Genomic DNA, 14272 nt, shown 5'->3' with positions numbered 1-14272 from the left:
CTACGCCGCGGCCCACCTCGCCGCGCTGCGCGCGGCCGCCGCCGTGCTCGCCGCACGCGCCCGGCCCGCACCCACCGGCCGTCGCCGGATCACCAGCGTGTGGGTGCTGCTCACGATGGTCGCGCCCGAGTTGTCCGACTGGGCAGCGTTCTTCGCCGCCGGCGCCGCCAAACGTTCGGCCGCCGAGTCCGGCATCGCGGTCATCACGGCCGAGGAGGCCGACCACCTGATCTTCCATGCCGCCCGCTTCGTCGAGGTGGTCCAGGAAGCGCTCGGCCTGTCACGCTAATGCGGGGCTTGCCGAAGGCCAGCCGCCGCGCGTGAGCGCCCGCGGGGGGAGGCGGCGGGTTTCCCGCCCGCCGCGCGGGGTCGCTCAGGCGCGTGTGCCCGGCCGTATGGGACCTGCGGGGGAGGCTCGCAGGTCCCATACCTTTGCACCAAACCGTCTGGGTGTGATCCGCGCGTCAGTAGGCGGCGCGGGCGGCGGCCATGCGCTGTAGGTACTCGGCGGGCATGCCGGGTCCGGGCCTAATGATCACCTCATCGGCATCGGGCAGCGCGCCACACTTCGCACATGTGATCTCCACGCCGGCCGTTGAGCCGCAGGTCTCGTGGGTGTAGCAAATCGGCGGGCCGTCAGGCGCGGCCCAGCGGTCGCCCCACTGCGTGAGCGCGACGAGCACGGGCGCGAGGTCGCGGCCCTTGTCGGTCAGCAGGTATTCCGGCCCCGCCGCCGACGACCTCGTCCGCCGCTCCATGATCCCCGCTGCGACGAATCCGTCGAGACGGCTCTGCAGGATGTTCGTCGCGATCCGCAGCCGCCGCTGAAACTCGACGTACCGGGTCGTCCCGGCGAACAACGCGTCGCGAACGATCAGCAGGCTCCACCGTTCGCCGACCAGTTCCAGGGCGCGGGCGATGGAGCAGACCTGTGAGTCATAGGTCTTTCCGAGCATGCTGCGAACGATATAGGACCGCGCTTGCATCATGCGAGTGAGCGCACCGCTGGTTGACCATGAAGTAAATGCCGCGACACGCCGTCGAACAGGGAGACAAGTTCATGATCGACGGGAGACGGGGGTGGCGGTGAGGATGTCGAGGTAGCCGTGGCTGGCGCGCCATAGGGTGTCGGCGATCGGTTCGAGTTTGCCCGGAGCCCAGCGTTTGTGCTCGTAGGTCTCTGTGGATGTGCGGAGGGCGCGGAGGCTGACGGCGAGCTCGTCGTCGAGGCGGGCTTGCCACGCGTCCGGTGGGGGAGCGGGCTCGCGGACAGCTTCGCCGTGGCCTTCGCGCAGCGCGGCGAGTGTGTCCTCGCGCACGCCGATCGAGTCGTCCCAAACGAGCGCGGGGCGCTCGATGGCGTGGTTCCAGACCGGGGCATGTGCCGAGCGCCACAGCGGCAGCACGGGGTTTTTGGTCATGCGCGTGGCATTGGCCCAGTGCTGTGCGCCGGGGGGTTCGCTGCGCCACGGAACCTCGCCGACCGGGAGGTCCACGCACAGCGCGACGGTCACGAACTCCAAGCCGTCGCGTGCCGGGCCGAGGACGTCTCCCACGGCCCACAACTGCGTCACGCGCAACGGGAAGATGGAGGCCGGTCGGGTGTGCATGTCGGCGCACGATTGCGCCAGCGTTTCGACATGATGCACGGCACGCGCCCATTTCATGTGCCCATCCTCGCCTATGCCGTGGCGGCACCGGTTTTGGGCCGCAACGCGTGCGCGGTGATGGCGACGAACGCGGTGAGCACGACCGGGATGAGCAGTGCCCAGCGCAGGCTGACCAGTTCGGCCGCGGCACCGATCGCGACCGGCCCGACGAGGAAGCCCGCGTATCCGACGGCCGCGACACGGGCGATGGCCCGCCCGGCATGTGCGGGGTTGCGCTCGCCCGCCGCGGCGAACACCTGCGGTGCGATGCACGCGAGCCCCGCGCCGAGGCACCCGAAACCGAGCACGCCCACCAGCGGAGGGCCTCCGATGAGTGCGGCGGCCAGACCCAACGCGGCCAGTGCGGCGCTGCCGCGTACCAAAGGAATTTGGCCGAGGCGGGCGGCGAGCCGGTCGCCCACCAACCGTCCGGCCATCATGGCGATGGCGAAGGCGGCGTATGCCGCCGCGGCGAACCCTGGTGAACTGTCCAGTCCATCACGCAGGTACACGGTGCTCCAGTCGGCGGCCGCGCCCTCGCCCACCAGGCAGCAGAACGCAAGCACGCCAAGCAAAAGCACGCCCGTTGGCCGGCCGGATTCGCCGGACTCCGCCAAAGTCGGCGGTGTGCGAAGGAACCAGCGCCCGGCGACGAGGGAGATGACGAGCAGCGCGGCCCCGATGCAGACGAAGGTGGTGCGTGCGCTCAAGTTCGCTGCCGCGAAAAGCCCGCCGGCTGCCGCGCCGATGAAACCGCCGATGCTGTACACCGCGTGAAACGACGTGATGATGGGCCGGCCCCACGCCCGCTGGACCTCGACGGCATTGGCGTTCATCGCGATGTTGAGCGCGCCGTGCACGACTCCGAACAACACCAGGCTCACCGCGAGCGCCACCAGATCGGGCGCGAACCCCGGCAGCACCAGCCCAACGCCCTCGGCCACCGCAACCGGCAGCATGACGCGCGCGCTGCCGAGCCGGTCGACCAGCCGGCCCGCGACCTGCATCCCGACGATTGCGCCGAGCGCGAAAGCGAGCAGCGCGAGGCCGAGCGTGCCATCGGACAGCGCGAGGTTTTGCTTGATCGCCGGGAGGCGGGCGGTCCACGCCCCAAGCGCTGCACCGAAAAGCAGGAAGATCGCGCTGGTGGCGGCACGGGCACGGCGCAGGCCCGGGGGAGCGCCTTGGGACGTGAGTTCGTGTTGACCATGAGGTTCGTGCGATGACACGCCGTCGATCATGGACGTAAGTTCATGATCGACGCAAATGAGGAGGGCTGGCCGTGCCGTCCGCACCCGCCGCGGAGCCGCGCAGGAGCTCGAGCCGATTCGCGTCGCCCAGGTGGGCTACTCCGTCGCCGAAGCGAAGGCCGGATACCTGCAGACCGGGCTGTAACGGAGCGGACAGCTTGGAGTTCGTCGGTGTGCCGGACGGTGCGAACGCGGGCCCGGTGGATGGAGGAAACCGGTTCACCGCGTTCGACCGCCCGGACGCCCGCTACTTCGATGACGTGCGGTCGTGGCCCAGTTCGGAGCCCGCGATCGACTTTACGTCTACGGCGTTGCCGGCGCTGTCTTTGACAAGTCTGGGTGCGGAGCGCGCACCACGGTGAGCATCGGGAGGAAGAACTGGGCGAGGGGCCCGATCGCCAGTGCGTAGAGAATGGTGCCGATGCCGACGGTGCCGCCGAGCGCGAAGCCGATCGCCACCACGGAGATCTCGATGACCGTCCGCCAGCCGCGCAGCGACCAGCCGTGCCTGGCCAGACCGGTCATCAGCCCGTCCCGCGGGCCCGGCCCCAGATTGGCCCCGATGTAGAGGCCACTGGCGAAGCCACACAGCACGATGCCGCCGACCAGGAAGGCCACTCGCACCGCGATGTGCTCGGGCTGCGGCAGCACTGCGTTGACGAGGTCCACGACAACGGCGATGACCACGATGTTGGAGACCGTCCCGATGCCGGGGCGCTGCCGCAGAGGGATCCAGCAGAGGAGGACAACCACTCCTGTGATGAGCACGACGGTACCGATCGTGAGCCCCGTGCGCCGCGCCAGCCCCTGATGAAACACGTCCCATGGCTGGTTGCCGAGCCGGGCCTGCAGCATGAGGCTCATGCTCACGCCGTAACAAACCAATCCCAGGAGCAGTTGGGTGAGCCGGAGCGGCAATCGATAGTTGAGTGGCATGGGCATTGGCTTGTATTTGACGCGCATGTCTGCCAGTCTTGAGGCCAATTCAGTTCGCTGAAAGAGCCAATTTGCGGGAGGTGGACCATGACCCCGACCGTGCGTGGGACCCAGCTGGCCCGGCTGCTCGGCCGCTGGCACGCGCTGCCCGCACGCAGACGCAGCCCAGACTACGCGGCCTTGGCCGGCGCGGTGCGCGGGCTGCTCGCCGACGGGCGGCTCCCGCTCGGGGTGCGCCTGCCCGCCGAGCGCGAACTCGCCGACAGCCTGGGCATCTCCCGCACGACCGTGTCGGCCGCCTATCGCGAGCTACGCGAGTCTGGCCATCTCAACAGCCGGCGCGGCGCGGGCAGCTGGACCACCCTGCCCAAAGGGCACCGGGTCGCGGGCTCCGGTCTCTGGATGGCAGACGACGATCTCGACCTGATCGACCTGTCGTGCGCCGCGCTGTCGGCGCCCGACGAGATGATGACGGCGGCGCAGCGGGCGCTTGAGGACTTCCCGCGTTATCTGGGCGGCGCCGGTTACCACCCGACGGGCATCTTGGAGCTGCGCGCAGCCGTCGCCGACCAATACACGGCGCGCGGATTGCTCACCAGCCCCGAGCAAATCATGATCACAAACGGCGTGCTGCACGCACTCGACCTGGTCATGCGGCTGCTGGTCCCGGCCGGGTCCAGCGTGCTGGTCGAGTCGCCGACCTACCCGAACGCGCTGGCCGCGCTCGGCGCCCGCCGGGCACGGATCACCACGCACGGCCTCGACGAGGCGGGCTGGGACGGTGACCTGCTGTTCGGTGCGCTGCTGCAGACGCGGCCGCGCATGGCATACCTCATCCCGGAGTTTCAGAACCCGACCGGGCACCTGATGCCTGCGGAGACGCGGGAGCGCCTCGTGGCGACCGCGCAAAGGACGGGGACCGACCTGGTCATCGATGAGTCCTTTGTGGACCTGGCGCTGGACGGGCAGGAGATCCCCCCGGCCGTCGCCTCGTTCGACCGGCATGGGCGGGTGCTCACCGTCGGCGGGCTCAGCAAGCCGTTCTGGGGCGGTCTTCGCATCGGGTGGGTGCGCGCCTCGGCCCCGACGGTCCAACGGCTCGCGGCCGCGCGGGTCGGCGTCGACACCGCCGGGCCGGTGCTGGACCAGTTGGTCGGCGTGCACCTGCTCAGCATGGCCGGCAAGGTGATCGCGGATCGGCGCAAACAGCTTGCCGCGCAACGAGACGCGCTGCTCGCGGCGGTCGCCGAGCACCTGCCCACCTGGCGGGTGATCCGGCCGAGCGGGGGAGTCACGCTATGGGCCGAGCTCGACGGGCCGGTGTCTTCGGCGCTCGCCCGCGCGGTCGAGTCGATGGGCGTGCGCATCGCGCCGGGGCCGCGCTTCGGCGTGGACGGCACCCTGGAGCGCTTCCTGCGCCTGCCGTTCACCCAGCCCATCCCGGAACTGCTCGACGGCGTGCGCCGGATCGCGGCGGCCCGCTACGATCTCGACCGCACGGGCAGCCGTCCACAGTGGAGCGAGCCGGAGCTGATCGCGTGATCCGCTGGAGTTACGCGTTCATCGACCGGCCGTTCGACGGGTACGAGGCGGCCTTGAAATTTTGGCCGGCCGTCACGGGCACGGTGGTCTCGCCGCGCCGCGGTGATCTGGGCCAGTTCGCCACGCTTGTGCCCGCGACGGGCGACGCCTGCGTGAAGGTCCAGGCCGTCGGTGACCAGGGCGGCGCCCACATCGACCTGTGCGTGGACGACGTGGTTCTTGAAGCACGGCGCGCCGGCGCACTTGGCGCCACCGAGGTTTTCGCCGAGCCGGGCCTCGTCGTCATGCGCTCGCCCGCGGGCCTTGCCTTCTGCCTTGTCGACTGGGACGGCGAGTCCGCGCTTGCGCCCGGTGGCGTCGATCAGGTGTGCATCGACCTGGCGCCCGGCGCGTTCGAGCCCGAGATCGCCTTCTGGGCCGCCCTCACCGGCTGGGAGTCAAGTCCGGGCTCGCTGCCCGAGTTCCATCGGATCCAGCAGCCGGCCGGGCTGCCCGTGCGGATCCTGTTGCAGCGCTTGGATTCCGACCGCCCGGCCTCCGCGCACATCGATCTCGCGTGCGGCCCGGATGTCCCGGCCGTGCGCGCACTGCACGAGCACCACGGCGCAACCCTTGTCGCACAAGGACATTCGTGGGTGGTGATGCGCGATCCGGCCGGAGGCGTCTACTGCCTCACCGGCCGTCCCATCCGGGAGTGAACCGGCCGACGGCGCGTTCAGCTTTGGACGACATCGCCCGGCTCGCGCGGGTGGGGTCGGAACGCTTCGCGACCGACCCCACCCGCGGCGAAAATCAAGCCATCTCGGCGACCGTGCCCTCGTACATCTTCTCGATGTCGCCGGCGAAGTTCTGCTCGATGACGCGCCGCTTCAGCTTCAGCGACGGCGTGATCTCGCCGTCCTCGATGGTGAGGTCGCGCGGCAGGATGGTGAACTTCTTGATCGTCTCCCACCGGTTGAGCTTGCCGTTGAGCTCCTTGATGTAGCCCTCGACCAGCGCGTGTACCTCGGGCGAGGCCACGATCTCGGCGTAGGACTTGCCCGCCAGCGCCGTGCCCTGGGCCCACCCCGTGATGCCCTCGGGGTCGAGCGCGATGAGCATCGAGCAGTAGTTGCGCGAGTGTCCAATCACGAGCGCCTGCGACGTGTACGGGCAGATGGACTTGAAGATGCCCTCGATGTGACTGGGGGCGATGTATTTGCCGCCGGAGGTCTTGACGAGGTCCTTCTTCCGGTCGGTGATTTTGAGGTACCCGGCGGAGTCCAGCTCGCCGATGTCCCCGGTGCGGAAGAAGCCGTCCTCGGTGAGCACCGCGGCCGTCTCCTCGGGCAGGTTGTGGTAGCCGCGCATGACCGGCGTGCCGCGCAGCAGGATCTCGCCATCCTCGTCGAGCTTGACCTCCAGGTCGGCGAGCCGCTCGCCCACGGTGCCGATCTTGAGCTTGCCCGGCCGGTTGACGAAGTTGCCCGCGCTGGTCTCCGTGAGCCCGTAGCCCTCGCTGATGGGCAGCCCGGCCGCCGCGAAGAACTCGGCGATCGGCACGGACAGCGCGGCCGCTCCGGACACCATGTAGCGGATGTTGCCGCCCAGCCGTGCGTGCAGTTTGCTGAACACCAGCTTGTGCGCGATGCCGTATTTGAACTTCAGCCCGCCGGGCACCGGCAGGCCCTTCTGCTCCAGCGCGACCTTCTGCTTGCCCACACCCACGGCCCAGTTGAAGATCTTCGCCTTGGCGCCGCCCGCCGACTGGGCCTGCGTCACGACCCGGTTGTAGACCTTCTCGAAGATGCGCGGCGCGCCACACATCAGGGTGGGCTTGATGACCCCCAGGTTATCGACGATCTTGTCGACCCGACCGTCCACATAGGTCGGCACGCCCACGTGCACGATCCCGCAGATGAGCGTCTTGCCGAAGGAGTGCGACAGCGGGAGCCACAGGAACTGCAGGTCGGTCGGCAGCAGCACGCCGATCTCGCCCTGCGCCACGCCCTGCCACACCCACCCGCGGTGCAGCAGCTCGACTCCCTTGGGCCGGCCCGTCGTGCCGGACGTGTAGATGAGCGTCGCGAGGTCTTCCGGCTGCACGCTCGCGGTGATGGTCTCGATCAGGTCGGGCTTTTCGGCGAGCACGTCGCTGCCGCGCTTCTCCAGCTCGGCGAGGGTCAGCTGGGGCGGGCTCGCGCTCGCGTCCGCCTCACCGTCCATGAGCACCACGTGCGTCAGGCCCGGCACCGGGGCGGCGGACATCTTGGCGGCTTGTGCCGGATTTTCGGCGATGAGCACCGTGGAGCCGGAGTCGGCGACGATGAAGCAGGCGTCCTCCGGCTCGGTGGTCGGATAGACGGTGGTCGTCGCCGCGCCCGCGCACATGATGCCGAGGTCGGTGATGACCCAGTCGAGCCGCGTGCCGGCCAGGATGGCCACGCGGTCTTCCTTGCCGACGCCGAGCGTGGTCAGGCCCGCGGCAACCGCCTTGGCCCGAGCGGCGATCTGCGCCCAGGTGAACCACACTGGCTGGTCGTCTGGGCCGGGGCCGCCGAGTGCCCGCGCGTCGGGAGTCGCCGCGACGCGGTGCAGGAACATTTCCGGGATGGACCGGTATGGCAGATCAAGGCTCATCTTCAGGGTCGCCCATTTCAAGTAAGTAACGTGACGGGAAACACATGCAGTGTTACCGAAGAGTACCGCCAGAACAAGGTTTCGTTAGATGCCCAAACGGGCACGACGCAGCCGCTCGGCGGCTTCGGGCGGCCCGGACAGCTCGGCGCGGGCGTGTGCTTGGCGCCCGAACAGGAACAGCAGCAGCTCACCGGGCGGGCCCGACAGGGTCAGCACGTCGGGCGAGGCCGTCCCAGCCTTGACCGAGCCGAATCCAGGCGTCTCGATGCGCACGGTGGCCGGGTAACGTCGCAACGCCAGCCGTGCCCACGCCCGCACCCGCGTGAACAGGGCCGCCTCGAGGCCGTGCGAGAGTTCACGTGGAGCCCACCCTGCCTGTGCCCGCCGCACGTCCTCGTGATGCACGAACATCTCGGTCAAGTTGGTCAGCTCATCGAGCAGGACGTTGGACACCGGGCTCCACCACGGCGGCCTGCGCAGCGCGGCCAGCAGCGCGGCGAAGTCTCCAGCGGAGATGTCGCGCTGCACGTGCTCGGTTCGAGCGCCGAACCGTTTTATCAGGATGCCCACCGCCGCATCGGGGCGGCGCTCGCGTAGCAGCAGGTGCGCAAGCAGCTCGCGGACTGTCCACTCGCCACAGAGCGTCGGCGCGTCCGGTCCCACCCGCTCCATTTGGTGGGCCAGGGCCAGCCGTTCGGCGAAGGCGTACCGAGTCATAACGGCGATAGTAGGTGGCCGTTTTTATGTGACGACCCGCACAGTGGAATGTGGGTCGCTTACAGGCGCTTGGTTCGGTAAGGATAGGTAGCCGGGCTAAAGACTTACCGAGCGGGTTTGGGGAGGACGAGGGCGAGTGGCCGACGACGGCGCGAGACCACAGATCACTGGGCGAGATGTGCTGGCGCGGGGAGCCAGGGTCATGTGGCGGGCCATCCGTGACGAGCCCCGGATCTTCACGCTGGCTCTCATCGGCAGCTGCCTGTTCGGCGCGCTCGTCATCGGGCAGGCATTCGTGGTCGGCTGGATCGTCGGCGACGTCGTCGTCGGCGCGTTCAACGGGGGCAGCGTCGAGGCCGGATCGATGGTGCTCGTCGTGGCCGTGATCCTGGCGATGGGCATGGGACGGGTCATCGGCATCTTCGGGCGCAGGCTCGGCTCCGGCTACATGATGTTCAACCAGCAGGCGCGCTACCGCATGCGCGTGACCCGGCGCTACCTTGAGCTTCCGCCGTCGTGGCACCAGCGGCACGCGACCGGCACGCTGCTGTCCAACGCCAACGCCGATGTGGAGTCGGCGTGGTTCCCGCTGGCGCCCCTGCCGTTCGCGGTCGGCACGGTGTTCATGCTCATCGGCGCGCTGGTGAGCCTGTTCATCACCGACTGGGCCATGGCTCTGGTCGGCGCCGCGGTGTTCCCTCTCCTGTTCGCGGTCAACGTGTTCTTCTCCCGGCGCATGGCCCCGCGCGTCGCGCTGGCCCAGCAGAAGCGCGCCGAGGTGAGCGAGATCGCCCACGAGAGCTTCGACGGCGCGCTCGTCGTCAAGACCATGGGCCGCGAGGAGCGCGAGACCGAGCGGTTCGCGGTGCGCGCCGGGGAGTTGCGCGACGCGCTGATCCGGGTGGGCCGGCTGCGCGGGCTGTTCGACCCGCTCGTGGAGTCGCTGCCGTTCGCGGGCACGCTCGCGGCGCTCGTCGTCGGCTCGTTCCGGTTGCGGCAGGGCGCGATCGGGCTCGAGGAGCTGGTGTCCGTGGCGTTCCTGTTCACCGTGCTGGCGTTCCCGGTGCGGGCCATCGGATGGGTGCTCGGCGATCTGCCGCGCTCCGTGGCCGGGTGGGAGCGGGTCGAGAAGGTGCTCCAGGCCAAGGGCGAAATGCCTTACGGCACAAGGGTCCTATCCGGCGCGCGGGCGGCCGAGCTGCGCTTCGAGCACGTGGACTTCAGCTACGAGGAGGGCGAGCCGGTCCTGCACGACGTGTCGTTCACCGTCCCGAGTGGACGGACCGTTGCGCTCGTCGGCCCGACCGGGTCGGGCAAGTCCACGGTCGCCATGCTCGCCTCGCGCCTGGTCGACCCCGACGCAGGCCGGGTGCGCCTCGACGGGGTCGAGGTCAGGGAGCTGTCGGCCGAGGCGCTGGCCAAGACCGTGGCGCTGGTGCCGCAGATCGCGTTCGTGTTCGACGACACGGTCAAGGCCAACGTGGCCCTCGACCGGCCGGAGATCGACGACCAGCGGGTGCACGACGCGCTCGTCACGGCCCAGGCCGACACGTTCGTCATGCGCCTGCCAGACGGGCTCGACGCGATGCTGGGGGAGCGCGGCACGTCCCTGTCGGGTGGGCAGCGCCAGCGGCTGACCCTCGCGCGGGCGCTCGCGGGCAAGCCCCGCCTGCTGATCCTCGACGATGCGACGAGCGCGGTGGATCCCCGCATCGAGGCGAAGATCCTCGGCTCGCTGCGCGAGTCGGCCGACGAGACGTCGGTGCTCGTCGTGGCCTACCGGCGGGCGACGATCGCGCTCGCCGACGACGTGATCTACATGGAGCACGGGCGGGTGCTGGCGCACGGCACGCACGAGGAGCTTCTGTCCACTGTGGAGGGATACCGCAATCTCGTGACGGCATACGAGAAGGCCGAGGCCGAGCGGGAGCGCGAGCACGCCTACGACGAAGACGACCTGGTCGGCCAGGCGGCGGCGAGAGGGGATGACGCGGAGCGTGACCCAACCGCGGACCCGCCGGAACCGGGGCGAGACCCCCGAGACTCCGAGAATGACGCGGTGACGGTGTGAACCGGAAAAGAGCTCATAGCCACCCCATCTACAGCGGTGCCAGGAAGGTGACGGGGTGACAACGGACGCTTTGACTCAACCCACCCCGCAGGGGCGGTGGCGCACGTTCCGGCGCGGGCTGTCGCTGTCGCCCGAGCTGCGCGTCGGGCTCGCGGGAACGCTCGTGCTCGCGCTGTTTTCGATGATCGGCCGGGCGATCGTGCCTGTCGCCGTCCAGCAGGGCATCGACAAGGGGCTCGCCGCGCCTGGGGGTCCCGATGTGGCTCGGGTCGGCGCCATCGTCGCGGCGACGGTCGGGATTCTGTGCATAACGACGCTGTGCGGATACCTGATGATCCGCCGGCTGTATCAGGTGAGCGAGACCGCGCTGGCCAACATCCGGGTCAGGGCGTTCCGGCACATCCACGATCTGTCGATGCTGCACCAGCAAAGCGAGCGGCGCGGTGCGCTCGTGTCCCGGGTGACCAGCGACGTGGACACGATCACCCACTTCATCCAGTGGGGCGGGGTCATCCTGCTGATCAGCGGCGGCCAGCTTGTGGTCACGACGATCGTCATGTTCGTGTACTCGTGGCAGCTCACGCTTGTCGTCCTGGCCGCGTTCGTCCCGGCCGTGATCGTCATCAAGACGTTCCAGAAGCGTCTGGCGAGCGTCTACGCCGAGAGCCGCCGCCGCGTCGGCGTGATGCTCGCGGCGATCTCGGAGTCGGTCGTGGGCGCGCCCGTCATCCGGGCCTATGGCGTGTCCGGGCGCACGGCGCGCAAGCTCGACGAGACCATTCACGACTATGCCAACGCCCAGCGCAAGGGCCTGTTCACCAGCGTCATGAGCTTCTCGACCGGCGAGATCGCGGCGGCCGTGGCCCTCGCGGCCGTGGTGCTCGTCGGCGTGCGGCTGGGCGTGGCCGGGACGCTGACCCTGGGCGAGCTGACCGCGTTCCTGTTTCTGGTCACGCTGTTCATCCAGCCGGTGCAGATCGCGACCGAGGTGCTCAACGAGGCGCAGAACGCCATCTCGGGCTGGCGGCGGGTGCTCGACGTGCTCGACATCAAGCCCGACGTGGCCGACCCGGTCGCGGGCGTGGAGCTTCCGCCCGGCCCGCTGGATCTGAAGTTCGAGCACGTGAGCTTCAACTATCCGGACGGGCCGCGCGTGCTCGACGACGTGCACCTGGAGATCCCGGCCAAGACGCGGGTCGCGGTGGTTGGCGAGACCGGCAGCGGCAAGACGACGTTCGCGAAACTGTTGACCCGCTTGATGGATCCCGTCGAGGGGCGGGTCCTGCTTTCGGGCACTCCACTTGAGACGGTCACATTCAGTTCGTTGCGATCGCGCGTCGTCCTCGTACCACAGGATGGCTTTTTATTCGATGCGACGGTGGCCGAAAACGTCCGCTTCGCGCGGCCTGACATCACCGACGACGCGCTGGAGCTGGCCTTCACCGAGCTTGGGCTGCTCGACTGGGTGCAGGGCCTCAGCCACGGGTTGCAGACCCGGGTGGGCGAGCGCGGTGAGGCGCTCAGCGTCGGGGAACGGCAGCTGGTCGCGCTCGTGCGGGCCTACGTCGCCGACCCGGATCTGCTGGTGCTCGACGAGGCGACCAGCGCGGTCGACCCGGCGACGGAGGTGCGTCTGCAGCGCACGCTCGACGCCGTGACCCGCGGCCGCACGACCGTCGCCATCGCACACCGCCTCTCCACGGCGCAGGGCGCCGACGAGGTGATCGTGGTGGACAAGGGCGTGATCGTGCAGCGCGGGCCGCACGAAAAGCTGTTGGCGGACAACGACTCCGTCTATGCCCGCCTCTACGCCAGCTGGCTCGAACAAACGCGTTGACCACCGACTCTCGCCGGTGGGTGAAGCGAAGCGCTACATCAATTCCGGTGCCGGTCGGATGACGGCATTCTGGCCGGCATGAACAATGTTGCGGGCGTCGCCGCGTGCCAACCGCTTCACGTGCCACCGAAGTCCCGCAGAGTCTTGGTGGTGACCACATCATGATGAATGTGGCGCGGGAGTGCGGATTCGACGGCGCCTCCGACCGAGAGCCGGCGGGCCGCGAACGGTGATGGGCTTGGCGGCTAGGCCGTGGCCGCCTGGCGGTTGAAGTCCCAGCGGGGGAGGTGGGCGGACTTGTCGTTGGGCTCGCTCAGCCGCAGGTGGTTGCCGAACGGATCGCTGAGCACCAGCACCCGGGAGCCCTTCTCGGTGCCGTATGGCACGGCCATGATGTCGGGCATCCAGATCCCCGGGCCCCAGATCCGGATGTTTCTGGACATGACGTAGTGGCTCAGCTCGCGGTGCACCTCGTCGAGATTGGACAGCCAGATGTCCACGGTCGCGCCTGGACCGGCCTCATAAGGGGACAGGGCCATCTGCAGTGTCGTGCCCGGCCGGGAAACCTGACCGTAGAACGGTGTGCCCGGCCCGCCCGAGGGCCCGCCCCAGTCGAGCGTGAAGCCCAGGAAGTCGGCGTAGAACTCCTTGGCCGCGGCCTCGTCGAACACCCGCAGCACGGGAATCGTCGTGGTCGCCGAAAACCCGGTGTGCCAAGGCTTTTGTGCCGAGAGAACATTCCAGTTCTGGTACCCGGCCAGGCGCGCGACAATCTCCAGGCTCTCGCTGTGCGACAGCTCGAGCTGGTGGCGCTCGCGGATCTCGGCGCGCAGCGACTTGGCGATCGCTTTGGCGTCACGGAACGGTTGCATGATCGATCCTCCCTGCGAACCTGTTGTCAGCGCTTGCATTACTGAGGTCGTTCGCAAGTGGTGTCCTAAAGGATCGTCACGCGAATCGAAAAATGCGTTCACCAAACCCCGTTGCCCGGGGCGCAAGCGGCGGGCCGCATCAGCCGGATCGGATTCTATCAAGGTCCGCCAGCCGGCGCAGCAGGTGACGCCGTTCGATTTCGTTGCGCGTTGCTTCGATCGCCTCCCGCAGGAACGCGCGTGCCCGGTCAAGCCGGCCCAGCTGGGCGTGCAATTCGGCGCGCAGCACGAGGACTCGGTGGTCGCCGGGCGCGGGCTCGATCTCTTCGAGAGCGGCGAGCCCAGCGGTGGGCCCGTCGGCGAGGGCGATCGCGGCCGCGCGGTTGGCCAGCACCGCGGGAGACGGCGTCAGCGCGGCGAGCCGGTCGTAGAGCGCGACAATCGCGTGCCGGTCGGGATCGGGCGCCACCTGGCATGCGGCGATCGCGGCCTGCAACACCCATGGGCCGGGCCGGTCCCCAGCGCGCCGCAATGCTTGGGCCGCCAGCGAAAGTCCGAGATCGACGTCGTTCCAGCGCCAGTGGGAGCGGTCCTGGTCGGTCAGCAAAACCAATTCGTCGTTGACCGTGCGGGCGTCCCGGCGCGCGTCGGTGAGCAGGAGCAGCGCCGACAGCCCGAGCACCGCCGGCTCGTCGGGCAGCAGGCGGCGCAGCAGCGCGGCCAGGCGCAGCGCCTCGTCGCACACCGCCGGCCGGACCAGGGCCGGGCCCTGCGTGGCC

14 protein-coding genes are annotated in these 14272 nt (G+C 69.3%); 6 read left to right on the top strand and 8 right to left on the bottom strand.

Translation table 11 applies throughout. The annotated features are described in order from the left end of the window. A partial coding sequence (locus DM816_RS33135) for an SAV_6107 family HEPN domain-containing protein (RefSeq protein WP_117214417.1) occupies positions 1 to 289 on the top strand: 289 nt, incomplete at its 5' end. Positions 290 to 464: 175 nt separating this feature from the next. Here the strand turns inward: DM816_RS33135 and DM816_RS33130 are convergent. From DM816_RS33130 to DM816_RS33120, 3 genes are all read right to left on the bottom strand, one after another. Then, positions 465 to 956 carry a winged helix-turn-helix transcriptional regulator gene (locus DM816_RS33130; RefSeq protein WP_117214419.1) on the bottom strand — a complete coding sequence of 164 codons (492 nt, stop codon included), beginning with the start codon at positions 954 to 956 and terminating at the stop codon, positions 465 to 467. A 102-nt stretch (positions 957 to 1058) separates the two neighbouring features. Next, positions 1059 to 1667 (bottom strand): DUF7711 family protein, encoded by a 609-nt coding sequence (locus DM816_RS33125; protein WP_117214416.1) that lies wholly within the window; start codon positions 1665 to 1667, stop codon positions 1059 to 1061. Positions 1668 to 1681: 14 nt separating this feature from the next. Beyond that, positions 1682 to 2878: an MFS transporter gene (locus DM816_RS33120; RefSeq protein ID WP_246002498.1), complete on the bottom strand. Its 1197-nt coding sequence runs from the start codon at positions 2876 to 2878 to the stop codon at positions 1682 to 1684. A gap of 37 nt (positions 2879 to 2915) precedes the next feature. Here DM816_RS33120 and DM816_RS45360 point away from each other — a divergent pair, with 37 nt between their 5' ends. Continuing rightward, the gene (locus tag DM816_RS45360) at positions 2916 to 3044 is read left to right on the top strand and encodes a hypothetical protein (RefSeq protein WP_281274385.1); all 129 of its coding nucleotides are present in this window, start codon (positions 2916 to 2918) and stop codon (positions 3042 to 3044) included. Positions 3045 to 3202: 158 nt separating this feature from the next. Here DM816_RS45360 and yczE read toward each other — a convergent pair whose 3' ends face one another. After that, the gene (gene yczE, locus DM816_RS33110) at positions 3203 to 3862 is read right to left on the bottom strand and encodes a membrane protein YczE (protein WP_170318900.1); all 660 of its coding nucleotides are present in this window, start codon (positions 3860 to 3862) and stop codon (positions 3203 to 3205) included. A gap of 60 nt (positions 3863 to 3922) precedes the next feature. Between yczE and yczR the strand changes: the two genes are divergently transcribed. Continuing rightward, positions 3923 to 5377 (top strand): MocR-like transcription factor YczR, encoded by a 1455-nt coding sequence (yczR, locus tag DM816_RS33105; RefSeq protein WP_117214414.1) that lies wholly within the window; start codon positions 3923 to 3925, stop codon positions 5375 to 5377. Continuing rightward, complete coding sequence (locus tag DM816_RS33100) at positions 5374 to 6075, top strand: VOC family protein (protein ID WP_117214413.1); 702 nt, start codon at positions 5374 to 5376, stop codon at positions 6073 to 6075. Before yczR ends, DM816_RS33100 begins: the two co-directional genes overlap by 4 nt. A 94-nt stretch (positions 6076 to 6169) precedes the next feature. Here DM816_RS33100 and DM816_RS33095 read toward each other — a convergent pair whose 3' ends face one another. Together DM816_RS33095 and DM816_RS33090 are read right to left on the bottom strand one after the other, a co-directional pair. Continuing rightward, a complete protein-coding gene (locus tag DM816_RS33095) occupies positions 6170 to 7996 on the bottom strand; it encodes an AMP-dependent synthetase/ligase (RefSeq protein ID WP_117214412.1) in 1827 nt (608 codons plus the stop codon). A gap of 84 nt (positions 7997 to 8080) precedes the next feature. Beyond that, positions 8081 to 8713 carry a TIGR03085 family metal-binding protein gene (locus tag DM816_RS33090; protein ID WP_117214411.1) on the bottom strand — a complete coding sequence of 211 codons (633 nt, stop codon included), beginning with the start codon at positions 8711 to 8713 and terminating at the stop codon, positions 8081 to 8083. Between the two features lie 202 nt (positions 8714 to 8915). On the opposite strand from DM816_RS33090, the gene DM816_RS33085 reads away from it, so the two are divergent. Beyond that, complete coding sequence (locus DM816_RS33085) at positions 8916 to 10784, top strand: ABC transporter ATP-binding protein (protein WP_117214410.1); 1869 nt, start codon at positions 8916 to 8918, stop codon at positions 10782 to 10784. A 55-nt stretch (positions 10785 to 10839) separates the two neighbouring features. Beyond that, the gene (locus tag DM816_RS33080; RefSeq protein WP_117214409.1) at positions 10840 to 12621 is read left to right on the top strand and encodes an ABC transporter ATP-binding protein; all 1782 of its coding nucleotides are present in this window, start codon (positions 10840 to 10842) and stop codon (positions 12619 to 12621) included. Positions 12622 to 12866: 245 nt separating this feature from the next. Here the strand turns inward: DM816_RS33080 and DM816_RS33075 are convergent, their stop codons facing one another. Continuing rightward, the gene (locus DM816_RS33075; RefSeq protein WP_162908083.1) at positions 12867 to 13493 is read right to left on the bottom strand and encodes a glyoxalase superfamily protein; all 627 of its coding nucleotides are present in this window, start codon (positions 13491 to 13493) and stop codon (positions 12867 to 12869) included. A 139-nt stretch (positions 13494 to 13632) separates the two neighbouring features. Beyond that, positions 13633 to 14272 (bottom strand): DUF6596 domain-containing protein (locus DM816_RS33070; RefSeq protein ID WP_342768781.1); only part of this gene is annotated, 640 nt, incomplete at its 5' end.

The organism is Allorhizocola rhizosphaerae (assembly GCF_003426775.1).
GTDB classification, from domain to species: Bacteria; Actinomycetota; Actinomycetes; order Mycobacteriales; family Micromonosporaceae; genus Allorhizocola; species Allorhizocola rhizosphaerae.
The sequence above is the reverse complement of the archived record's forward strand: the minus strand, read 5'-3'. Positions and strand labels throughout refer to the sequence as shown.